The sequence below is a fragment of the Micromonospora sp. C95 genome (genome assembly GCF_018070465.1).
Classification (GTDB): Bacteria; Actinomycetota; Actinomycetes; order Mycobacteriales; family Micromonosporaceae; genus Micromonospora.
In genome coordinates this window covers 19,833-34,601 of sequence record NZ_JAGPXT010000006.1, presented here as the reverse complement: position 1 = coordinate 34,601, position 14,769 = coordinate 19,833, and the positions used below count along the sequence as shown (strand labels likewise).

Below are 14,769 nucleotides of genomic sequence, written 5' to 3'. Positions count from 1 at the left end.
GTGAGCGGAGCCACTGCGGCGGGCAGCGCCCCGCGTGGCGGGCGGAATTGGGCTGCCCTAACCTTGGCAGCACGAGGGGAGTACTTCCCACGAACCATGCCGGTCAGTACGGCGCGCCCGGAGCGCGCCTCGGGTGGTTGCCCACGAAACGTGGGTGAAGGAGACCTCGAACATGACACGGTGTTCGAGGAGGCCCCCATGTCCGAATTGTCGCTCGCAGCTGGTCTGCAGACCATCGGCACGCCCTCGCTCTGGGCGATCACGATCGCCGGAGTCATCGCCCTGCTGGTGCTCGACTTCGTGGTGACGCGCCGCCCGCACGAGGTGTCACTCAAGGAAGCGTTGGGCTGGTCCGCCTTCTACATAGCCCTGCCCCTGGCCTTCGGCGCCTGGGTCTGGTCCCAGTACGGGCGGCAGGAGGGCGTCGACTATCTCGCGGGTTATCTGGTCGAGAAATCGCTGTCGGTCGACAACCTCTTCGTCTTCATGCTGCTGCTGGCCGCCTTCGCGGTGCCGACCGAGCTTGCCCAACGGGTGCTGCTGTTCGGCATCACCGGAGCGCTGGTGCTGCGCGGCATCTTCATCGCCCTCGGCGCCGCAGCCCTGCAGACCCTGGACTTCGCCTTCCTGATCTTCGCGTTGATCCTGCTGTTCACCGCCGCCAAGCTGCTCCGCGACGCGTTCAGCGGGCACGAGCAGTCGGTGGACATCGGCACCATGCGCTCGGTGCGACTGTTGCGCCGGTTCATGCCTGTGGTGCACGAGTACCACGGCACCAAGATGACCGTTTCGGTGGACGGGCGTCGGGCGCTCACCCCGCTCGCGCTGGTGGTGGTGGCGGTGCTCGCCACCGACGTGGTCTTCGCCGTCGACTCGGTGCCGGCGGTGTACGGCATCACCGAGGACCCGTACCTCGTCTTCGCCACCAACGCCTTCGCCCTGCTGGGCCTGCGGGCGCTGTACTTCGTGCTGCACGCGGCGCTGAGCCGTCTGGTCCACCTCACCTACGGCCTGGCGATCATCCTGGCCTTCATCGGTATCAAGCTCGGCCTGCACTGGGCGCACGGCATCTGGGAGGGCGTGCCGCTGATTCCCACCGAGATCTCCCTCGGCGTCATCGTCGTGGTGCTGGCCGTGGTCACCTTCACCAGCCTGCGGGCGACCCGCAACGTGGTGCCCGGATCCAAGGAGGTCGTCACCGAGCGGAAGTGACCGGCGTGACCACCAATCCTGGTCGGCCGAACGCGTCCGTCGCGGCGCGGGGCGTGGTAGGACTGAGCGGTGGGTATCGTCACACCGGGCTTCCAGGGTCGGCCTCGCGTCGAGGCGCCGGATCTGCCCCCCGGCCAGTACCTGACGCCGGACTTCCCCGTGCTCTCCGCCGGCCCGACCCCTCGGGTGCCGCGTGAGCAGTGGGAGTTCGTGATCAGCACCGAGACCGGTACGGAGCATCGGTGGAGCTGGGACGAGATGATGGCGCTGCCGCAGGAGACGCCGACCGTCGACATCCACTGCGTCACCAGGTGGTCCAAGCTCGGCACCACCTGGCGCGGCGTCTCGCTGGACACGCTGCTCGACGGTGTGGAGACCGCCGCCGACTACGCCCTGACCCACTCCTACGGCGGCTACACCACGAACCTCCCGCTGGAGGACCTGCGCGACGGGCAGGCCTGGCTGGTGCACACCTACGACGGTGACGACCTGCCTGCCGAGCACGGCGGGCCGGCGCGGCTGCTGGTACCGCACCTCTACTTCTGGAAGTCAGCCAAGTGGGCGCGCGGTATCCACCTCACCGTCGAGGACACCCCCGGTTTCTGGGAGACCGCCGGCTACCACGACTACGGTGACCCGTGGCGTGAGCAGCGGTACCAGGGCGATTGACCGGCCGGATGAGCTGGCGGGCCGCCCGGCTGGTGGAAGATCGGGCCGAGACACCGACGGCGAGAACCCTGGTGCTGGAGGTGCCGGGCTGGCCGGGCCACCTGCCCGGCCAGCACGTCGACATCCGGCTCACCGCGCCGGACGGCTACCAGGCCGCCCGGTCGTACTCGCTGGCCGCGCCCGCCGACGGCGACCGGGTCGAGGTGTGCGTCCAACGGGTGACCGACGGCGAGGTGTCGCCGTTTCTGGTCGACGGCTACCGCGAGGGCGACCCGGTCGAGGTGCGCGGCCCGATCGGCGGCTGGTTCGTGTGGCGGCCACAGCAGACCGAACCGGTGCTGCTGGTCGCCGGCGGATCGGGGGTGGTGCCGTTGATGGCCATGATCAGGGCCCGGCGGGTGGCCGCAAGCCGGGTCCCGTTCCGGCTGATCTACTCCGTGCGTACTCCCGACGACGCCTTCTACACCGAGGAGTTGCGCCGCCGGGTACGCGACGACGCCGGGCTGGACGTGGCCCACGTCTACACCCGGCAGGCACCCGAGGGGTGGCGCGGCGAGCCGCACCGGCTCGGCCTGGCCGATGTCAACAACAACGGCTGGCCGCCGGAATTGGAGCCGCTGGTGTACGTGTGCGGCCCCACCGGTTTCGTGGAGGCCGTCTCCGATCTGCTCGTCGGGCTGGGCCACCCGGCACGGCGGGTACGCACCGAACGTTTCGGCCCGACCGGTTGAGAGGAGACCGCGGATGACCGCGCTGCCCTACGTGGACGGCAACATGCTCGACGGTCCGTTGGGGGAGGTGTTCGCTCTCGACCTGAGCAGCGCCACCGCCCGGTGCGCCCACTGCGGCACCCCCGGTCCGGTGGCCGGGCTGCGGGTCTACTCACACGCCCCAGGGCTGGTGGGCCGCTGCCCCACCTGCATCGAGGTGATGGTGCGCCTGGTCCGCGCCCCCGACCGCGCCTGGCTCGACCTGCGCGGCACCACCTTCCTCCAGTTCCCCATGCCACCCGAACGCACCCCCTAGTTCTCGCGATCTTGCACTTCCGGTCGCCATTTTGCCGTCTTTATGCCGGTCTGACCCGACGAAAAGTGCAAGATCGACGGGGTGGTCGGACGTTTGCCGGCGCGGATCGCGGGAACCGGGCCGGAATGACGAAGCCTCGTGTAGTGATCGTGGGGGCCGGGTTCGCCGGGTACCACGCGGCGAAGACGTTGACCCGGCTGGCCCGCGGTCGAGTCGAGATCGTCCTGCTGAACTCGACCGACTACTTCCTCTATCTGCCGCTGTTGCCGGAGGTGGCGGCGGGAGTGGTGGAGCCGGGCCGGATCGCCGTGCCCCTGTCCGGCACGCTGGACGGCGTGCGGGTGGTGATCGGCGAGGCGGACAGCGTCGACCTGCAGAACCGGTGGGTCGGATTCACCCAGCCGGAGGGTGACCACAACCGGCTGGCCTACGACCGGTTGGTGCTGGCCGTCGGCAGCGTGAACAAGCTGCTGCCGATTCCCGGCGTGACCGAGTACGCGCACGGTTTCCGTGGCCTGCCCGAGGCGCTCTACCTGCACGATCACGTGGTCCGGCAGATCGAACTCGCCGAGCAGGCCGAGGACCCGGCGGAGCAGCAGGCACGCGCCACGTTCGTGGTGGTGGGTGCCGGATACACCGGTACCGAGGTGGCCGCGCACGGCATCCTGTTCACCGACGAACTGGCCGCCCAGCACCCCCGGCTGAAGATCCGGCCAAGGTGGATGTTGCTGGACGTCGCCCCACGGGTGCTGCCCGAGTTGGACCGACGGATGTCGGTCACCGCCGACCGGGTGCTGCGACGGCGCGGGGTCGACGTGCGGATGGGCACCTCGGTGGCGGTCGCCACCTCCGACGGGGTCAAGCTCACCGACGGCGAGTACGTGCCCACCTGCTCGCTGGTCTGGTGCGTCGGCGTACGCCCCGACCCGTTCGTGGCCGAACTGGGCCTGCGGACCGAGAAGGGGCGGTTGGTCGTCGACGAGTACCTCAACGTCCCCGGATTCCCCGAGGTCTACGCCTGCGGCGACGCCGCCGCGGTGCCCGACCTGACCCGGCCCGGTGAGATCTGCACGATGACCGCCCAGCACGCGCAGCGGCAGGGCAAGTTGGCCGCGCACAACATCGCCGCCTCGTACGGACAGGGACGCCGTCGGCCGTACAAGCACCACGACCTCGGCTGGGTGGTCGACCTGGGCGGCAAGCAGGCCGCGGCGAACCCGTTGAAGGTGCCACTGTCCGGCCTGCCCGCCAAGGCGGTCACCCGTGGCTATCACCTGCTCGCGATGCCCGGCAACCGGGCCAGGGTGAGCGCGGACTGGTTCCTCGACGCCGCACTGCCACGCTCGGCGGCGCAGCTCGGACTGATCTCCGCCACCGCCGTACCGCTGGAGAGTTCGTCGCCCGAGATGCCGGCCCGGGTGCGCTGACACGGGTCCGACCTGACCGACCCGCCGTGCGGTCGTGGGGGTGTCCACGACCGCACGGCTGACATCTCGACGGCTCAGCCGGTCGCCATGCCGGCCCCCGCCTCGTCGATGGCGTCGTCGACCGCGTGTGCCAGGTCGATGTCCATCGCGGTCACCGCCCCGGCGTTGCCGGAGGTGACGGTCAGCAGGGCGGTCGTCGGGTCGGCGCGGCCGATGCGTGGCCCGCGGCCGGTCTGCTGGCGGAGCTGATCGAGCCGATCCAGCACCCGGTCCAGGTTGCCCGGCGGCAGCTCCAGGGTCCGGGACAGCGCGGTGCCGTCACCGGACCAGTACGGCAGGTCGGCCAGGGCCGCGCGCAGTTCGGCCGCCGACAACGGCGGCAGCGCGCTGACCGGACCGACCACGCCGCCGCCGGCAGCCGGCGGGTTCAGCAGTTGCCGCAGTTCGTCCGGTACGTGCAGTGATTCGATCAGATCACCGTCGTGCTCGGCGAGCGCGGAGAGGGTCGCCTCGGCCTGATAGCGCGCCTGTTCCGGCGTTCGACCACTGATCCGACCCACCTCGGACAGGAAGCCGGCCAGGTCCTGGCGCCGCTCGATGCCGTCCACCGGCACCACGTCGTGCAGCGAGGCGGGCACCGCCTCCAGCAGCCGGCGACGTTCGCCGGCCTCCAGGGCCCAGGCCAGGACCAGCACCGTCGACTCCACCCCGACCTTTGCGGTACGGAAGTCGACGCCGGCGCGGCGCACGACGTCCTCGACCAGCTCGCGGTAGCCCACCATGGTGACCCCGGGCGCCGGCCCGGCCGGCTCGGGGCGAGGCCGGGGGGTCGCCGGGGAACCGGCCGGTGGGGGAGCGGGACCGCCGCGCGTGGTGTCCGGTTTGTGGCGGCTGCCGGCCGGTGCCGGGCCGGCCCGCTCGTGCTGGTCGAGGTGGGTCAACTGCTTGGACGCGCTCAGGCTGGCACCGGTGTCGGCGGCCCGCATGCCGCGTTCCCGGGCCTGGCGGGCCAGTGCCCTTCGGCGCTGGTTGTCGCCCTCCATCTGTTTACGCATGGTGCACACCTCGCTTCCGCTGGGTGGTGCCGGGCTTCGTCGATGGCCTTCCCGGCGGTCGCCGGGCCGAAACGATCGGGCCGGCGCCGGCAGTGGACGGAGTCGACCACGCCGGCGAGGCTTCATCCGGCCGGGGTGAGGGCCGGTCACCCGGGCGGGGCCGACGATCGCGGTGGACCGGAGATCTTCCGAGGCACGGCGGAAGGGAAGGTCGTGATGAAGCGGATAGTGGAGATCGTCCCCGCCCGACCCGGTTGGTACGCGCGGTGGCGGCTGGCACCCGAGCGCACCCGCTGCTACCCGGTGAGCCTGTGGGCGCTGTTGGAAGAGGCCGACGGCGGCGGCCGCGAGGTGATCGGCGTCGACTGCGTCGGCCAGTGGCCCGGCGATCAGGACGACGGGACGGGTGCGGAGTTCGTCCGCTATCTGTTCCAGACGCCGGATTCGGGCCTACCGGAGGACGCGGAGCCGACCACCCGGCCCCACCGCAGCGGCCCGTATCCGGTCCCGGCTCCCTGAGCCATCCTCCGGCCCCCGACCCCTGGTCCCAGGGTCGGGGGCCACCCCTTCGGTGTGAACTCTCGGCAGACCGGCCGGATCGGGCTCGATGCGAGGTCATCCGGCCTGGTGACGCCCGTTCCGGTCGGGGTCGGTCGGCACGGTTGCTGTACTTCGCTGCTGTACTGCTGGCGGCTGTCGGGTCCAGCCGATGCGACGACTCCTTCATGCCGGCACCGCTCGCAGACTGGCACGGCTCGGTTCTCTTCCGGCACCTGGTCCAGCGCCTCGACCCAACGCACCCCTTTGTCGACCTGAACGTCCACAACATCTGGGCTCTGCTCGCCGTACGCCGCAGACTCACCCTCGACAACCCCGCCGAGAGCCGCGCGCTCCTCAAGCGCAGTACCCGGATCCTGGACAGCCACCACATCTCTCCACAATCCCGGCAGGAACTAACCTCTATCGTCTACAGCCTGCGAGCAGACGGAGTCACCGGCACAGGGACGGGCAGATGAACGACGACCACGACGCCGCCGGAGCCATGCGCTTCATCTTCGAAGCCGGCGTACTCAAACGCGCCGCCCGCACCGGCTGGTGGTTCGCCGGCATCAAGCACCCCGAATCCATCGCCGAACACTCATTCCGAACCGCGCTCATCGGGATGATGCTCGCCACTATGGAAGGTGCCGACCCGGCCCGCGTATCGATGCTGTGCGTCCTGCACGACACCCAGGAAACCCGGATCACCGACATCCCACACATCGCCAAGCGCTACCTCACCGCCGCACCCAACACCACCGTCACCGCCGACCAGGTCGCCGCCTGCCCACCGGCCGTCGCTGACCTCATCAACGCCGCCGTCGCCGAATACGAAGCGGGCGAGACACCAGAGGCCATCGTCGCCCGCGACGCTGACAAACTGGAATGCCTCGTCCAAGCAGTCGAGTACCGCCACCAGGGCACAGACAACGTACAACGCTGGATCGACAGCTCACGTGCGGCACTCAAAACCACAAGCGCCCACCGCCTCGCCGACGCCGCCCTCACCGGACAACCCCTCGCCTGGCTCACTCCTCCCCCACCGCCGGCATAACCACCAGGCACAGACCTGCCACCGGGGTCGACCACTCCAAGCAAGTTGACCCCTCGCTTGTACGTTTCTGGGCGCCTCGTCTGGCGGGGTCCGTCCGCGTCCGTGACCTCGGGCGACTGCCCGCGCTCCCTCGGCGGTCGTCTTCGTCCGGGCTCGTTGCTGTCACTGTTGCTGTCGACAGCATCGGAGCCATCGCCAGCTACGAGCGCGGTCCGGCGGTGTCTTCGGTGGCCCGGACGGATCAGCCGGCCGCCTGAACGTCGCCCCCGGCGGCCAGGGGAAGCTCAAGCAACTCGGCGAGGCCGGTGCGGTCCAGCAGTTGGCGAAGTGTGGCGTTGACGCCGATCAGCCGCAGCGGCACGGAGCCGCCCCGGTGGGCGACCACGAACGCGCTCAACCCGGACGAGTCGCACATGCTCACACCAGAGAGGTCGATGACGAACTGCTCGAAGCCCTCGCGCCGCAGGGTCGCCACGACGTCGACGAGCTCCGGCGCACTGTCGAAGTCGAGGTCACCGGTCAGCCGCAGCTCGGCATGCCCCGCGTCGTGCCGGTCGACCTCGATGACCAACAGCTGTGCCGACATGACACCATGTTGCCAGTACGCCGGCCGAGCGCAACTCGCGGGGCCAGGTTCTCCGTCAGCCGCTACGCGGTGACCGGGGACTGGCCGTCCGGCTCGGTGCCGTCCGGCTCGCGGGCCAGCAGGCCGGTGACTCCCGTCATGTCGAGGATCGTCCCCAGGAACCGGGGAACCGCCCGTAACCGCAGTCGGATGCCCCGCTGCTGCCCCTCGCGCCAGGCATGGACGATGACGGCGAGCCCGGTGCTGTCGATGAACTGCAGGCCACCGAAGTCGAGTTCCAGGGTGGTGGGGGCGGTGCCCATCGTCCGGTCGATCTCGGCCCGCAGCGGCGCGGCGGTGGTGTAGGCGAGATCACCGACGACCCGGATCACCGGTGCGAGTGGAACGGACCGGTCGACGGACATAATCAGCGGCGGCGTCTGGGGTCGGCGACCGTGGGACAGCAACGATCACGCCTTCTGCGGTGGCGGGCGGGTAGGGGCGCGGGGATCGTAACAACCGCCGAGCTGGCCCGCCTCTCGGACGGCCGTCGGTACGCGACGCGATGCTCGCCCGGGTGGCGGCCCCGGCAGACCCGCGTAGGCTGGGTGCCAGGACGCGACCATGCATGCCGCTCGAAGCGGCTGCGGAACCGACAAGGAGCGAGGCTCAAGCTGGTGACTGGTGCCGACGTCAGGGACCTCGACCCCGGCGACGGACGTTCTGCCGCGCCGAGCGTCGCCCGGGTTCCCGCCTGGCGTCCAACCACCTCCGCGCCGGCCGTCGGGCTGCCCGCCCTGGAGTCGCCGCGCAGTCAGCTCGCCGCGGACTGGCCTGAGGTAGCCGAACATCTCCGCGAGGGTGTGGTGGTGTGCGGGCCGGACGGGACCGTGCGGCACGTCAGCCCGGTCGCGCGGCGCCTGCTGCCCGAGGTGGTCGTCGGTGGCACGCTCGGGGCGGTCGCGCAGCTGACCTCGCGCGAGGGACATCTGCGCCAGCACGGCCGACGGCTGCGGGTACGTCAGGTCCAGCTGTCCGCCGGGCGCAGCTGCTGGTACGTCGAGGATGTCAGCGACCACGAGAAGCGGACCGAGGAACTGGCGGCCGAGCGGTCCAGGTCGGCGTTCCTCACCACGGTCGGCGACAAGCTGGGCAATCCGCTGCACCCGGACCGTGCGGCTGCCGCGGTCGTCCGGCTCGCCGTGCCGACCCTGGCCGAGGTGGCGGTGCTGGTGCTCGCGCCCCGCTCCGGACGGGCCCGATGGTGGCGCGCCCGCCAGGACGCCGACGCGACACCCACGGTCGATCGCGGGGTCCTCGCCGCGACGGAGCTGCCTCCGGCGATCGTCGAGAGTCTGCGCGGCACCGCACCGCACAGCGTCGACTGGCTGGTCGAGCAGGCCATCGACGCGGGCTGGTTGCCCGGTGTTTCCGCCGCCGAGGTGGCTGCCCGCCTGGTGCCGTTGTCGGGCCGGGACGCGCCCGCCGGGGTGCTGCTCGTCGCGCGGGGAGCGGGCGGCTGGTACGGGGCGGACGACCTCGACCTCGTCCGGGCCTTCGCCGCCCGGGCCGGTGCGGCGCTGACCACCGCGCTGCTCTACCGCGAACAGGCGGAGGTGGCCGACATGTTGCAGGCCAGCCTGTTGCCCGTCGAGCCGCCGCCGGCGCCGGGTGTGCAGTGGGGTACGGCGTACCGGCCGGCCCAGGCCGGCCTGCGCATCGGCGGCGACTTCTACGGTTCGCACCGGCTGCCCGACGGTGGCTCGGTGTTCTTCCTCGGCGACGTCTCCGGCAAGGGAGTCGAGGCGGCGGTCTTCACCGGGCAGCTGCGTCAGTGTCTGCATGCGCTGCACCGGGTGGAGCAGCAACCGGCCCGGCTGCTGCGGCTGCTCAACGACGCACTGCTGGAGACGACTCTGGCGCACGGACAGGGTCGCTTCGCCACCATGGTGCTGGGCGTGGTCCGGCCACACCGCGACGGTGGCCTGGGGCTGACCCTGGCCGGCGGCGGGCACCTGCCGCCGCTGGTGCTGCGAGCCTCCGGCGAGGTGGAGCAGTTGCCGTTGAACGGCATGCTCATCGGCGTGGTACCGGATCCGCGGATCAGTCAGGTCTCCACCCGGCTGGCCCCCGGTGAGACGTGCCTGCTCTACAGCGACGGAGTCACCGAGGCGCGGGGCGGTCGACGGGGTGAGGAGCTGCTCGGCACCGAGCGTCTGGTGCAGGCGCTCGGTGGGTGCCACCGGATGCCGGCTCCGGCACTTGCCGAGCGGATCGAGCAGGTGACCTGCGACTGGCTGGCCCAGCGTGACCACGACGACATCGCGGTGCTGGCGTTGCGTGCCACCGGCGTCGGTGGTCGCCCGCAGCGGCATCTGCACGCGGTGCCCGCCGTGACCGAACCGGCCCCGGAGGGGGCGGACCGGTGACCGCCGCGACCCGGGACACCTCACTCCAGGCCGTCTACCCGGATTATCTGCACTGCCTCGCCGAGGCCGACGAGTACGCCGCCGTCGAGGTGGCGCGCGGGCTGCTCGACGCCGGGGTGGCCGCCGAACGGGTACTGCTGGACCTGGTCGCGCCGGCACAGGCCGAGGTGGGGGAGCGGTGGGCGCGCAACGAGTGGAGCGTGGCCCAGGAGCACGCGGCGACACACGTCAGCGAGCGGGTGGTGGCGGCCGTCGCCGCGTACGTCGACGTGCGCCCGACCCGTGCCCGGATCGTGGTGGCCTGCATGGACGGTGAGTGGCACGCGCTGCCGGCTCGACTGGTGGCCGAGGTGCTGCGGCTGCGGGGCTGGCAGGTCACCTTCCTGGGGGCAAGTGTCCCCGCCGCGCACCTGGTGTCGTACCTGCACCGGTACGACGCTCACGCGGTGGCGCTGGCCTCCGCGCTGCCGATGCGACTGCCCCACGCGCATCGGATGATCGAGGCGTGCCGGCGCGCGGACGTGCCGGTGCTGGTCGGTGGTCGGGGCTTCGGTGTGGACGGCCGGTGGGCGCGGCGGCTCGGGGTGGCCTGGGCCGCCAACGCGCCCGCCGCCGCCGACCTGCTCGGTGACGAACGGGCCCTGCGCGCGGTGCCGCCGGCCGACCTGGTGCACCTGGCCGACGACGAGTACGCCAGCCTGGTCAACCGACGCGGCGAGTTGATCGACAGCGCCCTGGCCGAGTTGGCGCGGCGGTTCCCGGCCATCCGCGACCACACCCCGGCCCAGCTGGACTCGACGGTCAACGACCTCGGATACATCCTGGACTTCCTCGCCGCCGCCCTCTACGTCGACGACGGCTCGCTGTTCACCGAGTTCGTCGAGTGGCTGGTGACAATCCTGGACAGTCGCGGCGTGCCGGCCGCGTCTGTCGACGTGTCGCTGGCGCACTACGGCCGGTTGCTGCACGACTTTCCCCGGGCGGTGGAGCACCTCCAGCGGGGACGCGCGGTACTGCCGGCGGTGGATCGGCGAGCTGCCTGACCGGAGCGTGCCATCCGCCCGCCAGCGCCTCCTATACTTGCCGGGCAGCAAACACCCGTCTTCGAGTGCCGGGTGCGCATCCCGGCCGTCTCGGACAGGCTGCCGGGGTACGGCTGTGACTTCGCGGACCCGGCGGTCGTCGATCGTCCGATGATGGGCTACATTTCCGCCAGCGCGGGGCCGGTAGGTCCCGTCCTGGCCGACCTGAGGCAGGTAGAGATGGGCGCACGCACCCTCGCTCCGGTTCGCATCCTGGTGGTGGACGACGACCCGGGCGATGTGCTCATGATCGAGGAAGCCCTGGCCACCTCGGACGTCGAGAAGGTGATCGACGTGGTCGGTGACGGCGAGGAGGCGATGGAGTTTCTCCGTCGCGAGGGCCGGCACGGCGACGCCCAACGTCCGGACGTGATCCTGCTCGACCTCAACATGCCCCGGAAGGACGGGCGTCAGGTGCTGGGCGAGGTGAAGAACGACGAGGACCTGCGGTCCATCCCGATCGTCGTGCTGACCACCTCGAACGCGGACACCGACATCATCAGCAGCTACACCCTCCAGGCCAACGCCTACGTCACCAAGCCGATCGACCTGGACGACTTCAACGACGTGGTGCACCGTATCGACGAGTTCTTCGGCCGGGTGGTCGTGCTGCCCAAGCGGGTCTGACCCGCCGCTGCTGGCGGGTCAGACCCGACGACCGGCGTCCGGCTCAGGTCAGGGCCGCCACCACGGTGGCGGCCCGCTGCTCGTGCTGAGCGTAGGCGTACGGGAAGGCGGAGATCTGCACCGCCTGGGCGGCCAGGGTCAGGCTCATCTGCTGCCACCCGGGCACCTGGAGCAGCGCCTCGTAGAACGCGCGGGCCGCGTACGCCGGCCGCATCAGGTCCCGCACGCTGCCCCAACCGCTGCTGGGGCGTTGCTGGAACAGCCCGACGGAGTCGTGGTCCCAGCCGACGGCCTGGTGCGGGTAGTTCTGGGACTCGGGCAGCACACCACTGGCGTAGTTGAGCAGGGTGCTCTCCTGCATGGCGGTGGCGACCGCGATCACCAACCCCTGACGCGGGATCTTCATCTTGACGCCGACGTCCACGATCGCCTTGGCGTTGTCCATCTGTGCCTGGTTCAGCCCGGCGACGGGCCGGGGGCGGGTCGGTCTGGCGGGGGCCTTCTTCTTCGGCTTCGGCTTCGCGGTGGGCGACGGCTTGACGGTGGGGGAGGGGCTGGCGCTGGTCGGGGCGGGGGTGGGGCTGCGGTCCAGGGAGCGGGAGGCGGCCTTCTCCTGAGCCGCGAGGGCGCGCTCGGTGAGCGCCTCGGTCACCCGGGGTGGCGGTGCCTCGTCGTCGTGCCGGGCGGCCACGACGGCGGTGGCGCCGAGGCAGCAGGTGACGCCCGTGGCCAGAGCCACCCGCAGCGGGGTGGAGGCGAGCAACGCGCGAACACCCCGGCGCGGTACGGGTACGGCGCGATGCCGCCCCATCAGCCTTTCGGGTGATGCCTCGCCGGACGAAAGGCTCGCCGGTTGCTCGGGGGTCAGCTGCTGGTCGATGTCGTCGTCGGGATGCACCCGCCGAGGCTAGAAAGTAGACGGCCGGCTGCCATCGGCCCGGTTGGTGGCATGCGTCACAATTCGCGGCTATCCGCCTGGTGATTCTCCGCGTTATATGACATAACGGATCAAATACGCCTGTCCGTCCCTGAGTAAATGTCGGAAATCAACGTATAAAACAGGGCGGAAACGGGATCTTGCCGGCGTCTATCGAGTCGCTCGGCCACCTCCGCCGAACGGATGAGGCCGAGATCGATCCAACCGGGCCGGCGGGTGGGGCGGTCGGGCCATGCGGTGCTGACTCCGACCACCTGCTTCGACGTCGCCGCACCCGACGAGGCCGGGCCGGTGCACCGCACCACGCGGATCAGTGTCGGCCGTTCTCCGCCGGACTGACGGTGAGCCGGTGTCGGCCGCCGTCCTCGCTGGAGAACGGCCAGAGCCGGTCGGCGTGCTCGACCAGTTCGGTGAGCTGCTGTCGACTCAGCCCGACCGACGAGATGGAGGCGTGCACGTCGGCCCGGTAACGGCCGTCGTCATCGCGCCCCAGCTTCGCCTCCGCGCGTACCTGCACGGTGTGCGCCTCGTCGGTGATGCCGCCGGCCGCCTCCACCGCCGCGTGATGCAGGCAGGACGCGAACGCCGCGGCGAGCAGCTGCGACGGGGTCAGCCCGGTGCAGTGCGGCGCCAGCGGCGAGGCGAGGGCGGTGGACAGCGCCTCGTCGTCGGTGTGGATGTGACCGCCCTCGGCGGTCGCGGCGGCAACCTCGTTCAGCCAGGAACTCGGCATCGCGTTCCTCCCGTCACTCCCCGCCGGGCTACCCGGGCCCGGCCGCGTGAAACCGGGAAGTCACCCGCCGTGCCGACTCCACTGGACGACGGCGGCGGCGGCCTCGGTCACCTCTGTCGCCGCCCGCTCCGTCCACGGACTCACCGCCGGCCGCGGTCGTGGCATCAGCGGCTCGCGCATCGGCACGTACACCCGGGCGTCGACCGCCTCGGCGAGCAGCAGCGCGGCCACCAGGCTGCTCGGCCGGCGGATCGGGTCGTCGGCGAGGCAGCGTCGGGACAGGTCGGCCACCTCGGCGGGCAGCCCGGGCAGCTCGGGCAGGGGCCGCGGGGTGCGGCGTCGATCCCGTCGGAGCAACTGGCTGACGCTGTCCGCCGGGTACGGCAGACGTCCCGCCAGGCAGTAGTGCAGGAGGACGCCGAGGGCGTAGATGTCGGCCGCCGGGGTCGCCGGAGCCCGGTGCAGCTGTTCCGGCGCCAGGTACGCGGGCGTACCGACCACGACGCCGTCGGGCGTGGTGTCGGCGGCGCCGGCCGGAGTGGCGATGCCGAAGTCCAACACCTTGACCCCCGACGGGGTGAGCATCACGTTGGCCGGCTTGATGTCGCGGTGCACGATGCCGTGGGCGTGCGCGGCGGCCAGCGCGGCGCTGACCTCCGCGCAGACGCGCACCGCGATCCGCCAGTCCAACGGACCGGCGCGCAGGTGCGCGGCGAGGGTCTGCCCTTCGGCCAACTCCATCACGATGTACGGCAACCGGTGCCCCGCCCCGGTGTCGCAGGTGCCGAAATCGTGCACGCTGGCCACGTTGGGGTGCACCAGGCGGGCCGCTGACCGCGCCTCGGCGCGGATCCGCTCCACCGAGTCCGCCCCGTCCGGCTGACCGGGTGAGACCAGCTTCACCGCCACCTGCCGGTCCAACACGGTGTCGTGCGCCCGCCACACCTCCGACATCCCGCCGATGCCGATGCGCTGGTCGAGCCGGTACCGCCCGTCCAGCGTACGCATCGACTGCCTCCTGTCCCTCGATCGCTCCACCGGCGTGCGAGGCCGTGGCTTGGGCACGGTACCCCGGCTCCGATCAGGGCAAACCCGCCTCGGACGGCGGCTGGTGCGTTAGCGTGCGAGCCGGGACGCCCGACGCGCCGGGCGGGCTGGAGGCGGAACGTGATGAGTGAAGTGACCGTACGTTTCGTCGGCGGTCCGGCCCACGACCTGGTCCGGTCGTTGCCGGCCGGCCCGGACGGCACCCCGCCACGGCTGTGGGTGCTGCGCCGCCCCCAGGAGGCGCCCACGCCGGCAGCGGATCATCTCTACGTGCGGGAACGTCCCGACAGCTCGGGAACCTGGTCCATGCGTTTCGTCCGAACCGACCCGGTCGGCGTGACCGAGTGACCCGACACGGACCGCGCC

General features: G+C 71.3%; 17 protein-coding genes and 1 pseudogene. 12 read left to right on the top strand and 6 right to left on the bottom strand.

Annotated features, from left to right (window positions below):
- Positions 1-198: 198 nt before the first annotated feature.
- From KBX00_RS09360 to KBX00_RS09340, 5 genes are all read left to right on the top strand, one after another.
- Complete coding sequence (locus tag KBX00_RS09360; RefSeq protein WP_210825333.1) at positions 199-1,212, top strand: TerC/Alx family metal homeostasis membrane protein; 1,014 nt, start codon at positions 199-201, stop codon at positions 1,210-1,212.
- A gap of 69 nt (positions 1,213-1,281) precedes the next feature.
- Positions 1,282-1,881, top strand: coding sequence for a sulfite oxidase-like oxidoreductase (locus tag KBX00_RS09355; RefSeq protein WP_210825331.1), 600 nt, complete (start codon positions 1,282-1,284; stop codon positions 1,879-1,881).
- A gap of 8 nt (positions 1,882-1,889) precedes the next feature.
- Entirely contained in the window at positions 1,890-2,612 is a 723-nt protein-coding gene (locus KBX00_RS09350) for a ferredoxin reductase (protein WP_210825329.1), read from the top strand.
- Between the two features lie 13 nt (positions 2,613-2,625).
- Positions 2,626-2,907, top strand: coding sequence for a DUF6510 family protein (locus tag KBX00_RS09345; protein ID WP_210825327.1), 282 nt, complete (start codon positions 2,626-2,628; stop codon positions 2,905-2,907).
- Between the two features lie 125 nt (positions 2,908-3,032).
- A complete protein-coding gene (locus KBX00_RS09340; RefSeq protein WP_210825326.1) occupies positions 3,033-4,334 on the top strand; it encodes an NAD(P)/FAD-dependent oxidoreductase in 1,302 nt (433 codons plus the stop codon).
- Between the two features lie 74 nt (positions 4,335-4,408).
- Here KBX00_RS09340 and KBX00_RS09335 read toward each other — a convergent pair whose 3' ends face one another.
- Positions 4,409-5,389 (bottom strand): DUF2267 domain-containing protein, encoded by a 981-nt coding sequence (locus KBX00_RS09335; RefSeq protein WP_210825325.1) that lies wholly within the window; start codon positions 5,387-5,389, stop codon positions 4,409-4,411.
- A 216-nt stretch (positions 5,390-5,605) separates the two neighbouring features.
- On the opposite strand from KBX00_RS09335, the gene KBX00_RS09330 reads away from it, so the two are divergent.
- From KBX00_RS09330 to KBX00_RS09320, 3 genes and pseudogenes are all read left to right on the top strand, one after another.
- A complete protein-coding gene (locus KBX00_RS09330; RefSeq protein WP_210825324.1) occupies positions 5,606-5,908 on the top strand; it encodes a hypothetical protein in 303 nt (100 codons plus the stop codon).
- 26 nt (positions 5,909-5,934) lie between these two features.
- A pseudogene (locus tag KBX00_RS09325) lies at positions 5,935-6,405 on the top strand (transcriptional regulator); the annotation flags it as partial.
- The gene (locus KBX00_RS09320; RefSeq protein ID WP_210825323.1) at positions 6,402-6,983 is read left to right on the top strand and encodes an HD family hydrolase; all 582 of its coding nucleotides are present in this window, start codon (positions 6,402-6,404) and stop codon (positions 6,981-6,983) included. The pseudogene KBX00_RS09325 and the gene KBX00_RS09320, both read left to right, overlap by 4 nt.
- 241 nt (positions 6,984-7,224) lie before the next feature.
- On the opposite strand, the gene KBX00_RS09315 is transcribed toward KBX00_RS09320, so the two are convergent.
- Both KBX00_RS09315 and KBX00_RS09310 read right to left on the bottom strand, forming a co-directional pair.
- Positions 7,225-7,569, bottom strand: a complete 345-nt coding sequence (locus tag KBX00_RS09315) for an STAS domain-containing protein (RefSeq protein ID WP_210825322.1) — start codon at positions 7,567-7,569, stop codon at positions 7,225-7,227.
- Between the two features lie 62 nt (positions 7,570-7,631).
- Positions 7,632-7,940 carry an STAS domain-containing protein gene (locus KBX00_RS09310; protein WP_307868342.1) on the bottom strand — a complete coding sequence of 103 codons (309 nt, stop codon included), beginning with the start codon at positions 7,938-7,940 and terminating at the stop codon, positions 7,632-7,634.
- Between the two features lie 285 nt (positions 7,941-8,225).
- Here KBX00_RS09310 and KBX00_RS09305 point away from each other — a divergent pair, with 285 nt between their 5' ends.
- From KBX00_RS09305 to KBX00_RS09295, 3 genes are all read left to right on the top strand, one after another.
- On the top strand, positions 8,226-9,977 hold the full coding sequence (locus KBX00_RS09305; protein WP_210825318.1) for a PP2C family protein-serine/threonine phosphatase: 1,752 nt from the start codon (positions 8,226-8,228) through the stop codon (positions 9,975-9,977).
- On the top strand, positions 9,974-11,020 hold the full coding sequence (locus tag KBX00_RS09300; RefSeq protein ID WP_210825316.1) for a B12-binding domain-containing protein: 1,047 nt from the start codon (positions 9,974-9,976) through the stop codon (positions 11,018-11,020). The genes KBX00_RS09305 and KBX00_RS09300 overlap by 4 nt, the downstream gene beginning before the upstream one ends.
- 219 nt (positions 11,021-11,239) lie before the next feature.
- Positions 11,240-11,686 carry a response regulator gene (locus tag KBX00_RS09295; RefSeq protein WP_210825314.1) on the top strand — a complete coding sequence of 149 codons (447 nt, stop codon included), beginning with the start codon at positions 11,240-11,242 and terminating at the stop codon, positions 11,684-11,686.
- Between the two features lie 43 nt (positions 11,687-11,729).
- Here KBX00_RS09295 and KBX00_RS09290 read toward each other — a convergent pair whose 3' ends face one another.
- From KBX00_RS09290 to KBX00_RS09280, 3 genes are all read right to left on the bottom strand, one after another.
- Positions 11,730-12,584: a hypothetical protein gene (locus KBX00_RS09290; RefSeq protein ID WP_210825312.1), complete on the bottom strand. Its 855-nt coding sequence runs from the start codon at positions 12,582-12,584 to the stop codon at positions 11,730-11,732.
- A gap of 349 nt (positions 12,585-12,933) precedes the next feature.
- Complete coding sequence (locus KBX00_RS09285; protein WP_164447287.1) at positions 12,934-13,356, bottom strand: OsmC family protein; 423 nt, start codon at positions 13,354-13,356, stop codon at positions 12,934-12,936.
- Positions 13,357-13,416: 60 nt separating this feature from the next.
- The gene (locus KBX00_RS09280) at positions 13,417-14,364 is read right to left on the bottom strand and encodes a serine/threonine-protein kinase (protein WP_210825309.1); all 948 of its coding nucleotides are present in this window, start codon (positions 14,362-14,364) and stop codon (positions 13,417-13,419) included.
- 162 nt (positions 14,365-14,526) lie between these two features.
- Here KBX00_RS09280 and KBX00_RS09275 point away from each other — a divergent pair, with 162 nt between their 5' ends.
- Positions 14,527-14,751, top strand: coding sequence for a hypothetical protein (locus KBX00_RS09275; protein ID WP_210825307.1), 225 nt, complete (start codon positions 14,527-14,529; stop codon positions 14,749-14,751).
- The last annotated feature ends 18 nt before the right edge of the window (positions 14,752-14,769 follow it).